Here is a 17,221-nt window from a genome sequence, read left to right on the forward strand (position 1 = left end):
TCACCCGAGTGTGCGGTCGACCCGCCAGTACGTCACCTCGGCAGGCGCCTCGCCGTCGGTGAACCCGGCGACCAGGTGGCGGAACTCCGCCAGCCGCTGATCGTCGTCGTCGTCGTCGATGAGGCGGGCCGTCTCGCGGTAGCGGTCGATCGCGTGCGCGGGCACGGCGCCGTCGGGTCCGGGCGCGAGTGCGCCGAGGCTGCGCCCCACCTCTATCCGCCCGCCGGCCGCGAGGCCCGACCCCGCGGTGGCCGGCACGAGGTCCTCGTCGTGCGCGACCGAGAGCACGGGGGTGTCGCCGGTTCCGGCCTGCGCGACCGGACCCCCGAAGCTGACCGCAGCCACCACGTCGAGGTCGGCGTCGGCGGCCACGTTCGCCGCGACCATGCCGCCCGCCGAGTGCCCGACGACGATCACGGGGTCTCCCGGCAGCACGCCCGCCTCCGCCATCGACGCGCGCAGCGCTCGCTCCGACGCGGCCGCCTCCGCCGGGAGGCCGACGAGGTCGTGCAGGACGGATGCCCCGCCCACACCGTGCACGTTCGCGGTCATGTCGTACGGTTCGGCGGCGGGCGCCATGCCGAAGTCGGCGGTGCCGGCCGAGTACACGATCCACCTCGCGCCACCACCCGCGCCGTCGTACCGCTCGATCCGCACCTGCGGGCCGCCGGCGTCGGACGGAGGGATCCGATCGGCGAGGTCGGCGATGCCCTGGGGCGACGACGCGTCGTCGAGCACCCGCCCGACGGCCGCCTCGGGCTCCGGAGTCCGGACCGGTGCCGAGATCCCCGTTTCCCGCAGTCCCCTCGATCCCGTCACCAGCCCGACGACGCCCGCCGCCGCGAGCACCAGGCCGGCGCTCTCGGGAGCGTCGAGCTCCGATCCGATCGCGAACAGCCCCGGCGAGCGGATGAGGCCGGCGAGGAACTCATCGGCCTGGTCGGCCGCGACGCGGACGAGGGAGACGAAGTCCGGGTCGGACAGGATCGGCAGGCCATGCCTGGCGAGCACCGATCCGACCGCCTCGGCGTGACGGTCCCGATCGACGGCGGCAGCGATCGCACCGCCCACCGCGGTCGGGCCGAGCGCGATCGCGGTCGCGGAGGCGGCCGGCAGCAGCATCCCCGATGCGGCCAGGCCGATGAGCCCCGCCCCCGACCGGCGCCCCGCCTCGGCGAGCCCCTCGACGACGCCCTCCGTCATCGCGTACTGCGTCGCGCCCAGCCCGAGCGCGACGGACAGGTCGGAGGCGGTCCGACCCGCCGAGGCGAAACCGGCGTGTGCGGTGTCGGCATCGATCGCGGCGCCCCACGCACGATCGGCGGGATCGGGCGTCGCGATCCGCTCCGCCTCCATCCTGAGGGCGGCGGCCCGGGCGGCCCACCCCTCGACGACGTGCGCGACCGACGCCATCCGCACGGCTTCCCGGATGAGCGCCTCCGTCTCGACCGAGTGGGGCCCGCCGCTGCGGACGTCGAGCCCGCTCACCAGCGTCCGCCCGCTCCGGAAACCGGTCGATCCGGTGTTGCGATCGCGAGGGCCGCTTCGCGCGCCTCCCGCGCGCGCTCGCGCTCCGCGACGAGCCGGGTCTCGGCATCGACCAACGCCCCCTCGGCGCCCGCGAGCGCGAAGCGCAGCTCCCGGGCACGCTCGGCGTAGAGGTCGGCCGCATCGTCGTGCCATCCGTCGAGTCGCTCGAGCACGAGCCCGGGCCTGACCGACTCGACCTCGACCCGGAGCCGCCGCAGGGCGAACAGGGCCTGCTCGATCGCCTCGAGCCGGAGTTCGGCGGACGCGGGGGAGAGGGACGTCATGGCGAGCACCCCGCGAGCCTGCGCGCTCGGGCAAGCCGAGGCATCCGCTGTGCTCGTTCGTGTGGGCGGATCGACGGGAAGCCGGTCGGGGGAGGACGGCACCGAGCCGCCTGCATCGCCGCGCACGACCGGTGCGCACGCCGGCCCCGCTCGTGCGAACCGCGCCACCGCCCCGTCAGTCGATCCGCACCTGCTCGAGCGCGTACGACGCCACCCGGCCGAACCTCCCCGACGGCCCGAGGCGGTCGACGACCGCCGACGCGATCACGATCGCCCAGCCGCGGGCCCGATCCCACGTCGCCTCGTCGACGCCCCGGCGTGCCTCGAGCTCGGCGCGGAAGATCCGGCGGGCGCGGGCGTCGAAGGTCAGCCACGCGGTCGCGAGGTCGGTCGCCGGGTCGCCGGCGGCGAGGTCGCCGAAGTCCACGACGGCGATCAGCGCCCCCGACGGCGCGAGCAGCAGGTTGTGCGGGTGCAGGTCGCCGTGCAGCCAGACGGGCCGGCCCGACCAGGCGGATGCCGCGAGCGCGCGTTCCCACACCGGAACCAGGAGCGCGGCGTCCGCGACCCGTCCACCCGCGAGCCGGGCGCGGACGTCGTCGTCCCGCCGCGCGAGCGGCACGCCGCGCCACGCGCTGCGCGGGGCGTCCGCGGGCGTCGGGGTCGCCCCGAGTTCGGCGACGAACGCCGCGAGTCCGTTCAGGGCGACCCCGCGCGTCCGGGCGTCGAACGCGAGCCCGCTCTCGCCCCGGAACCACGGCACGATGCTCCACGGCGCGTCGTAGCCGAGCTCGGGCGCCGGCCTGCCGTTGCGCACCGGCACGGGCACGGCGACGGGCAGGTACGGGGCGAGCTCGGGAAGCCACCGCTGCTCGTTCCGCATGAGCTCGACCGCCTCGCGGCGCCGAGGCACGCGGATCGCCAGGTCGTCGCCGAGGCGGAACACGACGTTGTCCCAGCCGTTCGCCGCCAGGCGGACCTCGCCTGCGAGGTCGGGGTGCTGCGCGGCCACGAGGCGCGCGGCGAGCGCCTCGTCGACGTGGAAGTCGGGCGGCGGAGCATCCGTCACGGCCGCCTCCCCTCCCCGGTCGGCGCGGAGTCGATACCCGCACCCGATCCCGCTCTGTTCCCGCACCCGGATTCGGTCCAGAATAGGGTTCCATGACGCCTGCGGAGCCCGCCGGGGAATCCGCGCAGCGCTTCCGTGTCTCGTTCGTCTGCACCGGCAACATCTGCCGGTCTCCGATGGCGGAGGTCGTGCTGCGCGCCCTCGCCGAACGCGCGGGGATCTCCGACCGGCTCGAGATCGAGTCCGCGGCGACCGGCGACTGGCACGTGGGGGAGCAGGCCGACCATCGCACCCTCGGGGCGCTCGAGCGCGCCGGGTACGACGGCAGCCGCCACCGCGCGCGACAGTTCGACCCCGAGGACTTCCCGAGGCTCGACCTCGTGGTCGCGTTCGACCGCGGCCAATCGCGCGTGCTGCGGAACTGGGCGCGCACCCCGGTCGACGCGCACAAGGTGCGCCTGCTGCTCGAGTTCGACGCCGAGCTCGCGGCGCTGCAGGACGTCCCAGACCCGTACTACAGCGACGATGCGACGTTCGATCGGGTTCTTGGGATGATAGAGCGGTCGACTCAGGCGCTCTTCCGGCAACTCGCGCCGGCTCTCAGACAAGGAAACCGATGACTTCGCTGCCTCCCCAGCCGCTCAGCCCGCTCGACGGGCGCTACCGCGCCGCCGTCGGCGAACTCGGCGAGCACCTGTCGGAGGCGGGCCTCAACCGGGCGCGCGTGCATGTCGAGATCGAGTGGCTGATCGCCCAGACCGACCGCGGCTTCTTCGGCACGAGCCCGCTGGCGGACGAGGCGAAGCGCGCCCTCCGTGCGGTCGTCGACGACTTCGGCCAGGCCGACATCGACGAGCTCGCACGGTTCGAGGCGACCACGCGCCACGACGTCAAGGCGGTCGAGTACTACGTGCGCGGCCGGCTCGACGCGCTCGGCCTCTCGGAGCTCGCCGAGCTCACGCACTTCGCGTGCACCAGCGAGGACATCAACAACCTCTCCTACGCGCTCACGGTGCGCGACGCCGTCGCACAGGTGTGGCTGCCGAAGTACCGCGCGGTCATCGCGAAGCTCATCGGCCTCGCCGAGGAGCACCGCGACGCCGCGATGCTCTCCCGCACGCACGGGCAGCCGGCGACCCCGACGACCATGGGCAAGGAACTCGCGGTCGTCGCGTACCGCCTCGAGCGCATCCTCCGCCAGGTCGAGGTGACCGAGTACCTCGGCAAGTTCTCGGGTGCGACGGGCACCTTCTCGGCCCACGTCGTCGCGGCGCCCGGCGTCGACTGGCCCACGGTCTCGCGCGAGTTCGTCGAATCGCTCGGCCTCACGTGGAACCCGCTCACCACCCAGATCGAGTCGCACGACTGGCAGGCCGAGCTCTACGGCCGCGTCTCGCACGCGAACCGCGTGCTGCACAACCTCGCGACCGACGTCTGGACCTACATCTCGCTCGGCTACTTCCGCCAGATCCCGGCCGCCGGCGCGACGGGTTCGTCGACCATGCCGCACAAGGTGAACCCGATCCGGTTCGAGAACGCCGAGGCGAACCTCGAGCTCTCGAGCGCCGTCCTCGACTCGCTGGCGGCGACGCTCGTGACGAGCCGCCTGCAGCGCGACCTCACCGACTCGAGCTCGCAGCGCAACATCGGCGTCGGCTTCGGGCACTCGATGCTCGCGCTCGACAACATCCTCCGCGGCCTCGGCGAGATCGACCTCGACCGCGCGCTCCTCCTCGAGGACCTCGACGGCAACTGGGAGGTGCTCGGCGAGGCGATCCAGACGGTGATCCGCGCCGAGGTGGCCGCCGGCCGATCGTCGATCGCCGACCCGTACGCGCTGCTCAAGGAGCTCACGCGCGGCAAGCGCGTCGGGGCGACCGAGCTCGCCGAGTTCGTGGGCGACCTCGACATCTCCGACGATGCGAAGCAGCGCCTGCTCGCGCTGACGCCCGCGACCTACACCGGCATCGCCGACGAGTTGGTGGACCGCCTGCAGGGCTAGGAGCGCCCGCGCCCGCGCTCCGGCCGCTCACGCCCCCTTGACGCTCACGGCCGATTTCTGGGGTGGAGCGCGGTTTCAAACGGCACTCCACCCCGGAAATCGCACTCGAACCGTGCACGGGCGCCGCGCGTGGGCGGGCGCGCGTGGGCGGGCGCGCGCGGCGGCTGCGGGCGAGCGCTCAGTGCGCCGAGTCGCCGCCCTGGCGACGCTCGGAGTCGCCGCCCGTGCCGTCGCCGTGCTCGCCGGCGTTCGGCTTCACGGCCATCGAGAGCAGCGCGAGCACCATCAGCACGATGATGAAGACGCCGCCGAGCGTGATCAGCGTGAGGGTCCAGTCGCGCGTGCCGAACAGCACGATGAACGCAGTGAACGCCGCCGCGATGGCGGCGCCGCCGACGTACTCGACGGGCCGCAGCACGTCGCGCCGGCTGGGGCGGTAGCCGCCGTCGGGTGAGTTGGTCACGATCGCTCCGATCCGGATGCCGCGTCGCCGGAGCCCGTGCGCTCCGCTGCGGCCCACTTCAACGACAACCCGCCGATCACGAGCAGCACGCCGGTCACGACCAGGTAGGCGCCGAAGAGGCCCACCGCGGTGACGGGATCGAGCGGGAGGAGGACGAACACGAGGGCCAGCACGGCGGTGAGCCCGCCGACGGCCAGCCAGTCGCGCGCTGCGGCGACGCGGCCGCGCGCGCGGATCCCGGCGAAGACCTCGAGGATGCCGGTGACGGCGGCCCAGACGGCGACCGCGTACGTGAACACGGCGACACCGGACGAGGGGGTTTCGGCGAGCTGGAGGGCGACGAGGCCCGCGGCAGCCGTGATCACGCCGTTCGCGACGAAGGTCCATCGCGCCGTGCGATCGGCCACGAGACGCGCGGAGAGCGCCCCCACGACGACGCCGACGACGATGGCCCACCAGCCGAAGACGGCGAGGCCGAGTGCGGCGGAGTGGTCCTGCGAGAAGGTGATCACCACGGATGGGAGGATCGCGAGCGCTCCGCGGGTCACCGGGAGCAGCCAGGCGCCTGCGCGCTCGGGCGCGGCATCGCGGGCATCGGCCACGGCGACCTCTTTCGACTGGGGAACCGTTCAATCCTACGCGGGCGCTCATCGAGAGGATGCTGGGCGCCGCGCATCACGCAGGACGACGACGGATGCCGCGACGCGGGCCGCGGCATCCGCCACCGTCTCAGCCGGTCACCGACCGGGGCGGCGCGGTCAGAGCGACTTCAGGATGTCCTCGACCCGGTCCTTCGCGTCGCCGAACAGCATCTGCGCGTTGTCGCGGAAGAACAGCGGGTTCTGCACGCCGGCGTAGCCGGACGCCATCGACCGCTTGAACACGATCACGTTGTCGGCCTCCCAGACCCGCAGCACCGGCATGCCCGCGATCGGGCTGCCCGGGTCCTCAGCTGCGGCCGGGTTCACGGTGTCGTTCGCGCCGATGACGAGCACGACCGAGGTCGCCGCGAGGTCGTCGTTGATCTCGTCCATCTCCTCGACGATGTCGTAGGGCACCTTCGCCTCGGCGAGCAGCACGTTCATGTGCCCGGGCAGCCGGCCGGCGACGGGGTGGATGCCGAAGCGCACGTCGATGCCCCGCTCGCGCAGCTTCGCCGTCAGCTCGGCGACGGGGTACTGCGCCTGGGCGACCGCCATCCCGTACCCGGGCGTGATGACCACGCTCGAGGCGTTCTTCAGCATCTCGGCGGCATCCTCGGCCACGATCTCGCGGTGCTCGCCGAGGTCGTCGTCGGACTTCGAGGGCGCCTCGATGCCGAACCCGCCCGCGATGACCGAGATGAAGGAGCGGTTCATCGCGCGGCACATGATGTACGACAGGTACGCACCCGAGGAGCCGACGAGCGCACCCGTGACGATGAGCAGGTCGTTGTTCAGCAGGAAGCCCGCGGCCGCGGCCGCCCAGCCCGAGTAGCTGTTCAGCATCGACACGACGACCGGCATGTCGCCGCCGCCGATGGAGGCGACGAGGTGCCAGCCGAGCGCGAGCGCGAGCGCGGTCACGACGACGAGGAGCCAGAGTTCCGGCGTGATCACGTACCAGACGGTCAGCACCACGAACGCGACCAGGGCGCCGAGGTTCATCACGTTCTTGCCGGGCAGCACGAGCGGCGCCGACTTCATGCGCGCCGAGAGCTTCAGGAAGGCCACGATCGATCCGGTGAAGGTCACCGCACCGATGAAGACGCCGATGAACACCTCGGCGTGGTGGATGTCGAGCAGCGCACCCTCGAGGTGCGGTTCGGCGAGCGCGCCGTTCCAGCCGACGAGCACGGCCGCGAGGCCGACGAAGCTGTGCAGCAGGGCGATGAGCTGCGGCATGCCGGTCATCTCGACGACGCGGGCGCGCCAGAGGCCGATGGCGGCGCCGATGAGCACGGCGACGGCGAGGAGGATGAGGCCGACCGTGGCGGCCGGGTCGCCCCAGGCACCCTGGACGGTCACCCAGATGGTCGCGGCCAGCGCGATGGCCATTCCGCCGATGCCGTAGCCGACACCGGCACGTGCGGTTTCGTGCTTGCTCAGGCCCGCGAGGCTCAGGATGAACAGCAGGGCCGCGACCAGGTACGCGGCACCCGCCACCGAGGCGGGGGTGATCAGGGTCTCAGGCACGCTGGGGGCTCCTCGGGAACGTCGTCATCAGGGTCGCGGTGGCGGGCGCGGGGGCCACGTGGGGGGAAGCCGGGCCGGGCCGGGAGATCGCGATCACGTCGTCGTCCGGTCGCCCTTGGCGAACATGCCGAGCATGCGCCGCGTGACGGCGAAGCCGCCGAAGATGTTGATGCTCGCCAGGAGGATGGCGACCGCCGAGAGCACCTGGACGACCGGGACGTCGCTCGTCACCTGCAGGATCGCACCGACGATGATGATGCCCGAGATCGCGTTCGTGACGCTCATGAGCGGCGTGTGCAGCGCGTGCGCGACCTTTCCGATCACGTAGAAACCGACGACGATCGACAGGGCGAGCACCGTGAAGTGCTGCGGGAGCGGCGCCGGCGCGATCGCGTTGACGAGGAACAGTGCCGCGATGCCGACTCCGATGAGGGCGGCGCGACCGCCCTTCGAGAGCGTGCGCTTCGGCTTCGGGCCTGCGGCGGATGCCGCGGCATCCGTCGGTCTCGCACCCGCAGGAGCCGGGGCGGCCGATACCTGCACGGGCGGCGGCGGCCACATCGTCTCGCCGTCGCGCACGACCGTCACCGCGCGCTGCACGACGTCGTCGAAGTCGATGACGAGCTCGCCGTCCTTGCCGGGCGTGAGGAGCTTGACGAGGTTCACGAGGTTGGTGCCGTAGAGCTGCGACGCCTGCGCGGGCAGCCGCGACGCGAGGTCGGTGTAGCCGAGGATCACCACGCCGTTCGGCGTCACGATGCGCTCGCCCGCGACCGAGCCCTCCACGTTGCCGCCCTGGCCCGCAGCCATGTCGACGATGACGCTGCCGGGCTTCATGCTCGCGACATCCGCCGCCGTGATCAGCCTCGGCGCCGCGCGACCCGGGATCAGCGCCGTCGTCACGATGATGTCGACATCGCGCGCCTGTTCGGAGTAGATCTCGGCCGCGCGCCGGTCGTACGCCTCGCTCGTCGCCTTGGCGTAGCCGTCGGTCGACTGCTCGACCTCCACCTCGACCTTCAGGTACTCGCCGCCGATCGACTTCACCTGGTCGGCGACCTCGGGCCGCGGGTCGGTCGCGCGCACGATGGCGCCGAGGCTCGATGCCGCGCCGATCGCCGCGAGGCCGGCGACGCCGGCACCGGCGACGAGCACCTTCGCCGGCGGCACCTTTCCCGCGGCCGTGACCTGGCCGGTGAAGAATCGACCGAACTCGTGCGCGGCCTCGACGACGGCACGGTAGCCGGCGATGTTCGCCATGGAGCTCAGCACATCCATCGACTGCGCGCGCGAGATGCGCGGGACCGCGTCGAGCGCGAGCGCCGTGACGCCGCGGGCGGCGAGCGCCTCGACGAGGTCGGGGCGCAGTGCCGGGCTCAGCAGGCCGATGAGCGTCGTCCCCGGCGACAGTGCGGCGATCTCCTCGGGTGCCGGCTGGTTCACCTTGAGGACGATGTCGCTCGCGAAGGCGGCATCACGGGTCACGGGCCCCGCGCCCGCCGCGACGTAGGCGTCATCCGGGAACGACGATCGCTCGCCCGCTCCCGCCTCGACGACGACCTCGTAGCCGAGTCCGATCAACTGCTTCACGGTCGCCGGCGTGGCGGCGACCCGGGTCTCCGAGCCCTGCTCGGTGACGACGCCGATGCGCGTCATGCGTACTCCCTCTCATCGCTCGACCGTCAGTCGATGCGATGCGGCACCTCGTGGACGGGTCCGTGCGAGCACGTCGTCCGGTGGGGCCGGAGCGGCGACGGTGCTGCACGCGATCACTTTAGGTCCACGGATGCCGGTGACTCCATGTTTCGGGGCGCATGACCGGGAAAGACCGGGCATTCTTTCGCGTTCCGGAAAGTGCGCGGGCGCGGGCGCCGCTCAGGCGAACTCCGCCCGGAAGAGGTGCATCGACTCCGACACGCCCTTGAGCTCGGCCGGGCCGACGTCGCGGAAGACGATGCCCTCCTCGCCGCCGGCCTCGGCGACCGCCTCCGTCACGAGCACCTCGCCCGGTCGCGCGTAGTCGGCGATGCGCGACGCGAGGTTCACGGTCTGCCCGAAGTAGTCACCCTGTTGGAAGAGGACCGGCCCCGTGTGCAGGCCGACATGGGCCGGAGGCAGGCCGGCGGTCGTCAGTTCGTCGACCATCTCCAGGCCGGCGCGGACGGCCGGACCGGGATCGCGGAAGTGGAACATGACGCCGTCGCCGAGCCACTTGATGGGCTTGCCGCCGTACCGCACCGACCCGCGCTGCACGAGCCGCGCGAGCGTGGCGGCCAGGTCGGCCGCGGCCTCGTCGCCGCGCTCCTGCGTGAGCCGCGTGTAGCCCGTGATGTCGAAGAAGCAGATCGCCGGCGGGCGCTCGAGGTGACTGTGGATGCCGGCCTTCGCCATGAGCACCTCGAAGCCCTCGATGATGTTCGAGGTCCACGCCCGCGCCTGCTGGGCGTGGTAGAGCCCGAGCATCGCCCGCTCCGCGAGCGGCGCGCTGCGGTCGGCGAACTCCGGGTTGGCGATGTCGTCGGCCGACCTGCCGGCGGCGATCGCCGGCTCGACCACCTCGGAGTTCCACCACGCGCCTTCGGCCTCCGCCATCCGGCGGGTGCTGTCGCCCTGCACGCGGAGGAGGCGCTCGATGGCCGACGGGCGGAAGCCCTCGACGATCTGGAGCTCGAGGAACGGCACGACGGCCATCTCGTCCTCGCGCACCAGGTCGTCGGGTGATGGCAGCGGCGACCCGATCGCCTCCCGGATCGTCGTCAGGAGGTCGAGCGGCACCCCGGTGCGTTCGCTGACCTGCTGGAAGGTCTCCCCGGTCAGCGGGGCGAAGCGCTCGTAGGCCTCCGCGTCGAAGAACCCGAGCGAGAGCGCGCCGTGCTCGATGGCGGCGGCGAGTCGCTCGAGCGGGATCGCGGCGTCCTCGAGCGACCGGGCCATGAGCATGCGGCGAACGTCGCCCGTCGAGAAGCGGTCACGGTCGGGCGCGACGATGCCGAGCCCCACCAGGCGGTCGACGTAGGTCACGTCGACCCCGGCGCGCTCGGCCGCCTCCTCGCGTGAGAACCCGCTCACGCCGGTCAGCCTACTCGCGGAAGCCCCGGGACTGTTCGGATTCCGCGAGCCGCGTTCTACTATCGACCGAGTGCCCGCGTCATCCGCTCGGGCAGGCGAGGCGACGGAGGATCGACGTGGACGCAGCGAAGCCGGCCGCGGCCACCGGATCGCAGACGCTGAGCCGCGGCATCCGCGTGCTCGAGGTGCTCGCCGACGCCGAGCGGAACCTGTCCATCGACGAGGTCGCGGCCGCGCTCGGCCTGCACCGCTCGGTCGCGTACCGGCTCGTCCGCACGCTCGAGGAGCACACGCTCGTCGCGCGCGACGCGGCGGGCCGGCTCGCGCTCGGCACGGGGCTCGCAGCCCTCGCCGCCGGCGTCGCGCGCGACCTCCAGCAGGTCGCCCTGCCCGAGCTCACCGAGGTCGCGAACGAGCTCGGCATGACCTGCCTCATCGCCGTGCTCGCCGACAACGAGGAGGCGGTCACGCTGCTGAGCGCGGCGCCCCGCCAGACCATGACGGTCGTCTCCTACCGGCCGGGGCATCGGCATCCGATCACGCGCGGCGGTCCCGGCAAGGCGATCCTGCTCGCCATGCCCGAGAGCTCGTGGCCGGTCGACGTCCCCGATGAGCTGCGCGCCGAGATCGCCGAGAGCCGCGCCCGCGGCTACGCCCTGAGCCACGACGAGGTCGTGCCGTCGCTGAGGTCGGTCGCCGTGCCGCTCACGCTGCCGGGGCAGCCGCCCGCGGCGATCGCGGTCATCCACGTCTCGATGCCGCGACCCGAGGCCGAGATCGCCGCGCGGCTCACCGCTGCGGCGCGCGCGGTGTCCCGCAGCTACGGGGCCTGAGCGTCGTCGTCAGCGGCTGACCAGGTCGCCGTCGATGGTCGCCTCGACCGGGGCATCCGGCAGCGCGCGCTGCGGCAGCAGGTGCTGCTCGAAGAACGCCGCGAGCTCGTCGGTCGCCGTGAGCGGCAGGACGTGCGCGACGTACTGGTCGGGCCGCACCACGACGACGACGCCGTCGCGCGAGATGCCCCGCTCGTCGAAGATGTCGGTGGGGCACCAGGCGCTCGGCCCGGCCGCGAACACCTTCTCCCAGTCCATGAGCGCGAACGGCCCCGTCCTCGGCCGGAACACCTCAGGCACCGCCATGATCTCGACGTCCTCGTGCGGCTGCTGGTAGACCACCTTGACGTCGAACACGGCGTCGACGTCGACCCCGTCGGGCGTGTACCGCGTCAGCGGGGCGTCGGGCGACGACATCCACTCGGCCCAGTCGGTGAGAGCGGATGCCTCGCCGGCCGCGGGCGCGTCCGCGAACGCGTAGATCCGCCACCGTCCATCGGCTCGCGCATGGTGGCCCAGGTGCACCACGTTCCCGTCGCACACGAGCGACACCGGCGAGGACTTGAAGCGCATGCCGATCGGGAAGCCGGTGGCGAGCGCCTGGTGCTCGGCGTCGCCGGTGATCATCGACGGGCCGTAGTGCGTCATGAAGCCCGACGGGAACTCGGCGGTGCCGAGGTAGTGCTTCGCCAGTTCCTGCGGGTCCGAGATCTCCTCCGGCTTGCGCGCCATGAGCGACGACCACTCGCGGTCGAAGTCGATCAGCTGCTGCGCGACCGGCTGCCGCTCCGACGAGTACGTCGCGAGCAGGTCGGCCGGTGCCAGGCCGGTGACGACCGAGCCGAGCTTCCAGCCCAGGTTGAAGCCGTCCTGCATCGAGACGTTCATGCCCTGCCCGGCCTTCGCGCTGTGCGTGTGGCACGCGTCGCCGGTGAGGAACACCCGCGGTGCGGCATCCGCCCCCTCTTCGCGGTCGTCGAAGTGGTCGGTGACCCGATGCCCGACCTCGTAGACGCTGAACCAGGCGACGTTGCGCACGTCGAGCGTGTACGGGTTCAGGATGTCGTTCGCCTTGGCGATGATCGTCTCGATCGGCGTCTTTCGCACCTCGTGGGTGTCGTCGGCCACCTCGCCGAGGTCGATGTACATGCGGCAGAGGTACCCGCCCTCGCGGGGGATGTGCAGGATGTTGCCCGCGGCGGAGTTGATCGCGCACTTCGTGCGCCAGTCGGGGAAGTCGGTGTTCACCACGACGTCCATGACGCCCCACGCGTGCGCCGAGATGCCTCCGACGTGCTTGCGGCCGATCGCCTCGCGGACGCCGCTGCGGGCGCCGTCGCTGCCCACCACGTACTTGGCGCGCACGGTGCGCTCCTCGCCCGCGCGCTCCCCGGCGGTGTACCGCACCCGGACCTCGACGGGGTACTCGCCCGCGGCGTCGGAGCCCTCGTCGTGCACGGTGAGTCCGGTGAACTCGATGCCGTAATCGGGCACGATCCGCCCCGGCCCGTTCGCGGCGGCTTCGGCGAAGTAGTCGAGCACGCGCGCCTGGTTGACGATGAGGTGCGGGAACTCGCTGATCTTGTATCCGTAGTCCTCGGTGCGGGAGGTGCGGATGATCTTCGTCGGGTCGGCCGGGTCGGGGCCCCAGAAGTTCATGTAGCCGATGTTGTAGGCCTCGGCGATGATGCGTTCGGCGAACCCGAACGCCTGGAACGTCTCGACGCTGCGCGGCTGGATGCCGTCGGCCTGGCCGAGCACGAGTCGCCCGTCACGGCGTTCGATGACGCGGGCGACGACGTCGGGGTACTGCGAGAGCTGCGCGCCGAGCAGCATGCCGGCCGGGCCCGATCCGACGACGAGCACGTCGACCTCGCCGGGCAGTTCCTCGGGGCGGTCGATGCCGACCCCGGCAGCGGGCTTCACCCGGGGGTCGCCGGATACGTAGCCATGGTGGTGGAACTGCACGTGGTGCTCCTCACGTCGTTGTGGTGCGAGTCGTTGCATTCGATAATCGAATGGGAATTTCGATTATCGCGCGAGGACATGGTAGGCCGGGTCGGGCTCCCGCACAAGCGCCGCTCATCCGCCCCGGCTCTGGATGCCTCGGGGTCCATGGGCTAGCGTCACGTCATGTCGCTCGCCGAATCCTCCCCGTCCCGCACCGGAACCGCCCCCGACGCCTTCTGGTCCGACGTCGACCGGCACCTCGTCCGCTACGGCGGCCGGTTCACGCCGGAGATCATCGTGCGAGCCGAGGGGAGCTGGGTCGAGACGGAGGACGGCCGTCGGCTGCTGGACTTCACGTCCGGCCAGATGAGCTCGATCCTCGGCCACGCCCACCCCGAGATCGTGGCGACCGTGCAGCGCCAGGTGGCGACGCTCGACCACCTGTTCAGCGGCATGCTCTCCCGCCCGGTCGTCGACCTGGCGCGACGCCTCGCCGATTCGCTGCCCGACCCGCTCGAGAAGGTGCTGCTGCTCACGACCGGCGCCGAGTCGAACGAGGCCGCGATCCGGATGGCGAAGCTCGTCACCGGCCGGCACGAGGTCGTCTCGTTCGCCGGATCGTGGCACGGCATGACCGCGGCGGCGGCCGGCGCGACCTACAGCTCGGGACGCAAGGGCTACGGCCCGACGGCGCCCGGCAACTTCGCCATCCCCACCCCGAACGCGTACCGCCCGGACTTCACGACGCCCGACGGGGGGTTCGACTGGCGGAAGCAGCTCGACCACGCGTTCGCCCTCGTCGACGCGCAGTCCGTCGGCAGCCTCGCGGCGTGCATCGTCGAGCCCATCCTGAGCTCCGGCGGCATCATCGAGCCGCCGCCCGGGTACCTCGCCGCGCTGCAGCAGAAGTGCCGCGAGCGGGGGATGCTCCTGATCCTCGACGAGGCGCAGACCGGCATGTGCCGCACCGGCACCTGGTATGCGTTCGAGCGCGACGGCGTCGTGCCCGACATCCTCACGCTGTCGAAGACGCTCGGCGCCGGCCTTCCGCTCGCCGCCGTCGTCACGAGCACCGAGATCGAGGCCGAGGCCGCCGACCGCGGATTCCTGTTCTTCACGACGCACGTCTCCGACCCGCTCGTGGCGGCGGTCGGCAACACCGTGCTCGACGTGCTCGAGCGCGAGCGGATGGACGAGCGGGCGCGCGTACTCGGCGACCGCCTACGCACCGGGCTCCTCGACCTGCAGGATCGGCACGGAGTCGTCGGCGACGTGCGCGGGCGCGGGTTGCTGCAGGGCGTCGAGCTGGTGCTCGACCGGGAGACGAAGGAGGGCTCCGACGAGCTCGGCGTCGGCGTCACCCGCCGCTGCCTGGAACTCGGCCTGCACATGAACGTCGTGCAACTGCGGGGCATGGGCGGGACGTTCCGGATCGCGCCGCCCCTCACCTCGACCGACGAGGAGATCGACCTCGGCGTCGAGATCCTGGACCGTGCGATCGGGGAGGTCTCCCGGGAGCTGCTCGGCTGACCGCGACCGCGACCGGAAGGCGGTGCTGGAGGTGGGGGTGTCGGAGGAGACGGACGTCGTGGTCGTCGGCGCGGGCCTCGCCGGCCTGCGCTGCGCGGCCCGGGTCGCGGCATCCGGCCTCGGCGTGACCGTGCTTGAGGCCGCCGACACGGTCGGCGGACGCCAGCGCACCGACGAGTTCGACGGGTTCCGGCTCGACCGCGGCTTCCAGGTGCTGAACCCCGCGTACCCGGCCGTCCGTCGCTGGGTCGACGTCGACGCACTCGACCTCCGACGCTTCCCGGTCGGCGTGCAGGTGCGCCGCACGGAGGGCCTCGTCGAGCTCGCCCACCCCCTCCGGCACCCCGGAGCCCTGCCCCGCACCCTGCGCAGCGGGCTGGTCCCGGCCCGCGACCTCGTCGCCGTCTCGCGGTGGCTCGCGCCGGTCATGGTCCGGCCACGATCGGTCATCGCCGGGCCGGATCGCTCGCTCCGGATGGCCTGGGACCGCGCCGGACTGCACGGGCCGCTCCGAACCGAGGTGCTCGAGCCGTTCCTCGCAGGGGTCCTCGCCGACGACCGCGGCGACACGTCGGACGCCTTCGCCCGCCTGCTGATGCGGATGTTCGCGCTCGGCGCGCCCGGCCTGCCCGCCGCCGGCATCGGCGCGCTCCCGGCACAGCTCGCCGAGGCGGCGCGCGAGGCGGGAGCCGTCGTGCGCACGGGGACGGTCGTCGAGCGGGTCGGACCGCGCGGGCCGGCGGGACGGGTGCACGTCGACCTCGCCGACGGCTCGCGCGTCGCAGCATCCGCAGTCGTCGTCGCAGTCGGTCCCGAGGCGGTCGCCGGCCTCATCGACGTGCCCGCACCCACGACCCGCGGCCTCCAGACCTGGTGGTTCGCCGCCGACGGCGCACCCACCGCATCGGCCATGCTCGCCGTGGACGGTCGCCGCCACGGCCCGGTCGTGAACGCCGTGGTGCTCTCGCACACCGTGCCGCGCTCCGCCCCATCGGGGCGCCATCTCGTCGCGGCCACCGCCCTCCTCCCACCCGCCGCCCGGACGGATCCCGCCGCCGCACCGCAGGAGGCCGACGTTCGCCGTCAGCTGTCCGAGGTCTGGTCGACGGATGCCTCCGGCTGGCGCCTGCTCCGACGCGACGACCTGCACGACGCCCTTCCGGTGCAGCCCCCGCCGCTGCGGACACGGCGGCCCGCGCGCGTGGACGACGGGCGGTACGTCGCGGGCGACCACCGCGACACCGCGTCGATCCAGGGCGCGCTCGTCTCCGGCGACCGCGTCGGGAGGGCCGTGGTGCGCGACCTGCTGGGCCCGCTCGGCGACGCGACCTCGTGAGCCGAGTCGTTCCGCCCGATCGATCTGGCCGCTCGCCGCGAACGCGCGTACGGTCGAGGCATGGGGAAGCTCATCGAGAACCTTGCGGAATCGGTGCCCGCGTGGGGCGCGCGCGTGGCCTATGCCGAGAAGACGACCATCGACGGACAGGAGGCGGTGCCCGTCGCCTTCGTCGTCTTCGGGTTCGGCGCCGGTGAAGGCTCCGGCGACATGCCGGAGGGCGCCAAGCCGCTCGCCGGTCACGGCGAGGGCAGCGGGGGCGGCGGGGGCGGGTTCGCCGTGCCGATCGGCGCGTACCTCAACGGCCCGGACGGCCTCCGCTTCCGACCGAACACGATCGCCCTCGCGGTGGCCGCGGTCCCCCTGGTCTCCGCGATCGGCGGGGCGCTGGCGCTGATCGTCGGCGCGGCGCGCTTCCGCGGCATCCGCTGACGGGCCTCGCCGGTCGACCGAGCTTCCCTGCTCAGATGATGATAGCATCACTATCACCATGGTGAACCTCGAAGTCGACAAGTCAGGACCCGTCGACCTGCATGAGCAGGTCGCCGGTGAGATCCGCCGAGCGATCGCCGACGGCGAGGCACGACCCGGTGATCGGCTTCCCCCCGCCAAGGATCTCGCCGCAGTCCTCGATGTCAACGTCAACACGGTCCTGCGCGCGCTCCGGACCCTGCGCGACGAGGGCCTGCTGGAGTTCCGCAGGGGCCGCGGCATCTCGGTGGCCGCCTCGCCCGAGCGAGGCGAGGTGGTGCGCCGTTCGCGCGAACTCGTCGAGTACGCGCGCCGCCACGGCTACCGGCTCGACGAACTCATCGAGATCATCCGCGGCCTGGGCTGAGCGTCCACGCCGGCGCCGACGCCGAGAGCGGGTCACGGGAGTCACGCGCGCGGGCCCGTCGGGGACGGGCCGCGCGCGGTGGGGGCAGCCGGGTTAGACCTGGACCATGTCGGCGAACCGCGAGAAGTGCCCGTGGAACGCCG

At 72.6% G+C, this 17,221-nt stretch carries 16 protein-coding genes; 7 read left to right on the top strand and 9 right to left on the bottom strand.

Features of this window, described 5'->3' with window-relative positions; all coding sequences use genetic code 11:
* From ABME02_RS09365 to ABME02_RS09375, 3 genes are all read right to left on the bottom strand, one after another.
* The gene (locus ABME02_RS09365; RefSeq protein ID WP_353815030.1) at positions 1-1,488 is read right to left on the bottom strand and encodes a hypothetical protein; all 1,488 of its coding nucleotides are present in this window, start codon (positions 1,486-1,488) and stop codon (positions 1-3) included.
* Positions 1,485-1,823, bottom strand: a complete 339-nt coding sequence (locus ABME02_RS09370) for a hypothetical protein (protein WP_353815031.1) — start codon at positions 1,821-1,823, stop codon at positions 1,485-1,487. Before ABME02_RS09370 ends, ABME02_RS09365 begins: the two co-directional genes overlap by 4 nt.
* 166 nt (positions 1,824-1,989) lie before the next feature.
* Complete coding sequence (locus ABME02_RS09375) at positions 1,990-2,883, bottom strand: aminoglycoside phosphotransferase family protein (protein ID WP_353815032.1); 894 nt, start codon at positions 2,881-2,883, stop codon at positions 1,990-1,992.
* A gap of 92 nt (positions 2,884-2,975) precedes the next feature.
* Here ABME02_RS09375 and ABME02_RS09380 point away from each other — a divergent pair, with 92 nt between their 5' ends.
* Positions 2,976-3,503 (top strand): low molecular weight protein-tyrosine-phosphatase, encoded by a 528-nt coding sequence (locus ABME02_RS09380; RefSeq protein WP_353815033.1) that lies wholly within the window; start codon positions 2,976-2,978, stop codon positions 3,501-3,503.
* Positions 3,500-4,885 carry an adenylosuccinate lyase gene (purB, locus tag ABME02_RS09385; protein WP_353815034.1) on the top strand — a complete coding sequence of 462 codons (1,386 nt, stop codon included), beginning with the start codon at positions 3,500-3,502 and terminating at the stop codon, positions 4,883-4,885. Before ABME02_RS09380 ends, purB begins: the two co-directional genes overlap by 4 nt.
* 178 nt (positions 4,886-5,063) lie before the next feature.
* Here the strand turns inward: purB and ABME02_RS09390 are convergent, their stop codons facing one another.
* The 5 genes from ABME02_RS09390 to ABME02_RS09410 all read right to left on the bottom strand — a co-directional run bounded on the left by ABME02_RS09390 (position 5,064) and on the right by ABME02_RS09410 (position 10,591).
* Positions 5,064-5,348, bottom strand: a complete 285-nt coding sequence (locus tag ABME02_RS09390; RefSeq protein ID WP_353815035.1) for a hypothetical protein — start codon at positions 5,346-5,348, stop codon at positions 5,064-5,066.
* Entirely contained in the window at positions 5,345-5,950 is a 606-nt protein-coding gene (locus ABME02_RS09395) for a DUF308 domain-containing protein (protein WP_353815036.1), read from the bottom strand. The genes ABME02_RS09390 and ABME02_RS09395 overlap by 4 nt, the downstream gene beginning before the upstream one ends.
* Before the next feature lie 156 nt (positions 5,951-6,106).
* On the bottom strand, positions 6,107-7,522 hold the full coding sequence (pntB, locus tag ABME02_RS09400; protein ID WP_353815037.1) for a Re/Si-specific NAD(P)(+) transhydrogenase subunit beta: 1,416 nt from the start codon (positions 7,520-7,522) through the stop codon (positions 6,107-6,109).
* 93 nt (positions 7,523-7,615) lie between these two features.
* Positions 7,616-9,178 carry a Re/Si-specific NAD(P)(+) transhydrogenase subunit alpha gene (locus ABME02_RS09405; protein WP_353815038.1) on the bottom strand — a complete coding sequence of 521 codons (1,563 nt, stop codon included), beginning with the start codon at positions 9,176-9,178 and terminating at the stop codon, positions 7,616-7,618.
* Between the two features lie 219 nt (positions 9,179-9,397).
* A complete protein-coding gene (locus ABME02_RS09410) occupies positions 9,398-10,591 on the bottom strand; it encodes an adenylate/guanylate cyclase domain-containing protein (RefSeq protein WP_353815039.1) in 1,194 nt (397 codons plus the stop codon).
* Between the two features lie 116 nt (positions 10,592-10,707).
* Between ABME02_RS09410 and ABME02_RS09415 the strand changes: the two genes are divergently transcribed.
* Positions 10,708-11,424, top strand: a complete 717-nt coding sequence (locus ABME02_RS09415) for an IclR family transcriptional regulator (protein ID WP_353815040.1) — start codon at positions 10,708-10,710, stop codon at positions 11,422-11,424.
* 9 nt (positions 11,425-11,433) lie between these two features.
* On the opposite strand, the gene ABME02_RS09420 is transcribed toward ABME02_RS09415, so the two are convergent.
* Positions 11,434-13,392 (bottom strand): FAD-dependent monooxygenase, encoded by a 1,959-nt coding sequence (locus ABME02_RS09420; protein ID WP_353815041.1) that lies wholly within the window; start codon positions 13,390-13,392, stop codon positions 11,434-11,436.
* A 165-nt stretch (positions 13,393-13,557) separates the two neighbouring features.
* Here ABME02_RS09420 and ABME02_RS09425 point away from each other — a divergent pair, with 165 nt between their 5' ends.
* Genes ABME02_RS09425 through ABME02_RS09440 form a run of 4 tightly spaced genes read left to right on the top strand, consistent with a single transcriptional unit; the run spans position 13,558 to position 17,078 of the window.
* Positions 13,558-14,904 (top strand): aspartate aminotransferase family protein, encoded by a 1,347-nt coding sequence (locus tag ABME02_RS09425; RefSeq protein WP_353815042.1) that lies wholly within the window; start codon positions 13,558-13,560, stop codon positions 14,902-14,904.
* A 37-nt stretch (positions 14,905-14,941) separates the two neighbouring features.
* Positions 14,942-16,240 carry an FAD-dependent oxidoreductase gene (locus tag ABME02_RS09430; RefSeq protein WP_353815043.1) on the top strand — a complete coding sequence of 433 codons (1,299 nt, stop codon included), beginning with the start codon at positions 14,942-14,944 and terminating at the stop codon, positions 16,238-16,240.
* A gap of 60 nt (positions 16,241-16,300) precedes the next feature.
* Complete coding sequence (locus ABME02_RS09435) at positions 16,301-16,672, top strand: hypothetical protein (protein ID WP_353815044.1); 372 nt, start codon at positions 16,301-16,303, stop codon at positions 16,670-16,672.
* A 58-nt stretch (positions 16,673-16,730) separates the two neighbouring features.
* Positions 16,731-17,078, top strand: coding sequence for a GntR family transcriptional regulator (locus ABME02_RS09440; RefSeq protein ID WP_353815045.1), 348 nt, complete (start codon positions 16,731-16,733; stop codon positions 17,076-17,078).
* Positions 17,079-17,221 lie beyond the last annotated feature (143 nt).

It is taken from the genome of Agromyces zhanjiangensis (assembly GCF_040496055.1).
Taxonomy (GTDB): domain Bacteria; phylum Actinomycetota; class Actinomycetes; order Actinomycetales; family Microbacteriaceae; genus Agromyces; species Agromyces zhanjiangensis.

Excerpts from the sequence above, each read along its gene's own strand:
- ABME02_RS09380 (WP_353815033.1), top strand. The coding sequence starts at position 2,976 with ATGACGCCTGCGGAGCCCGCCGGGGAATCCGCGCAGCGCTTCCGTGTC.
- purB (WP_353815034.1), top strand. The coding sequence starts at position 3,500 with ATGACTTCGCTGCCTCCCCAGCCGCTCAGCCCGCTCGACGGGCGCTAC.
- ABME02_RS09405 (WP_353815038.1), bottom strand. The coding sequence starts at position 9,178 with ATGACGCGCATCGGCGTCGTCACCGAGCAGGGCTCGGAGACCCGGGTC.
- ABME02_RS09425 (WP_353815042.1), top strand. The coding sequence starts at position 13,558 with ATGTCGCTCGCCGAATCCTCCCCGTCCCGCACCGGAACCGCCCCCGAC.
- ABME02_RS09435 (WP_353815044.1), top strand. The coding sequence starts at position 16,301 with ATGGGGAAGCTCATCGAGAACCTTGCGGAATCGGTGCCCGCGTGGGGC.
- ABME02_RS09440 (WP_353815045.1), top strand. The coding sequence starts at position 16,731 with ATGGTGAACCTCGAAGTCGACAAGTCAGGACCCGTCGACCTGCATGAG.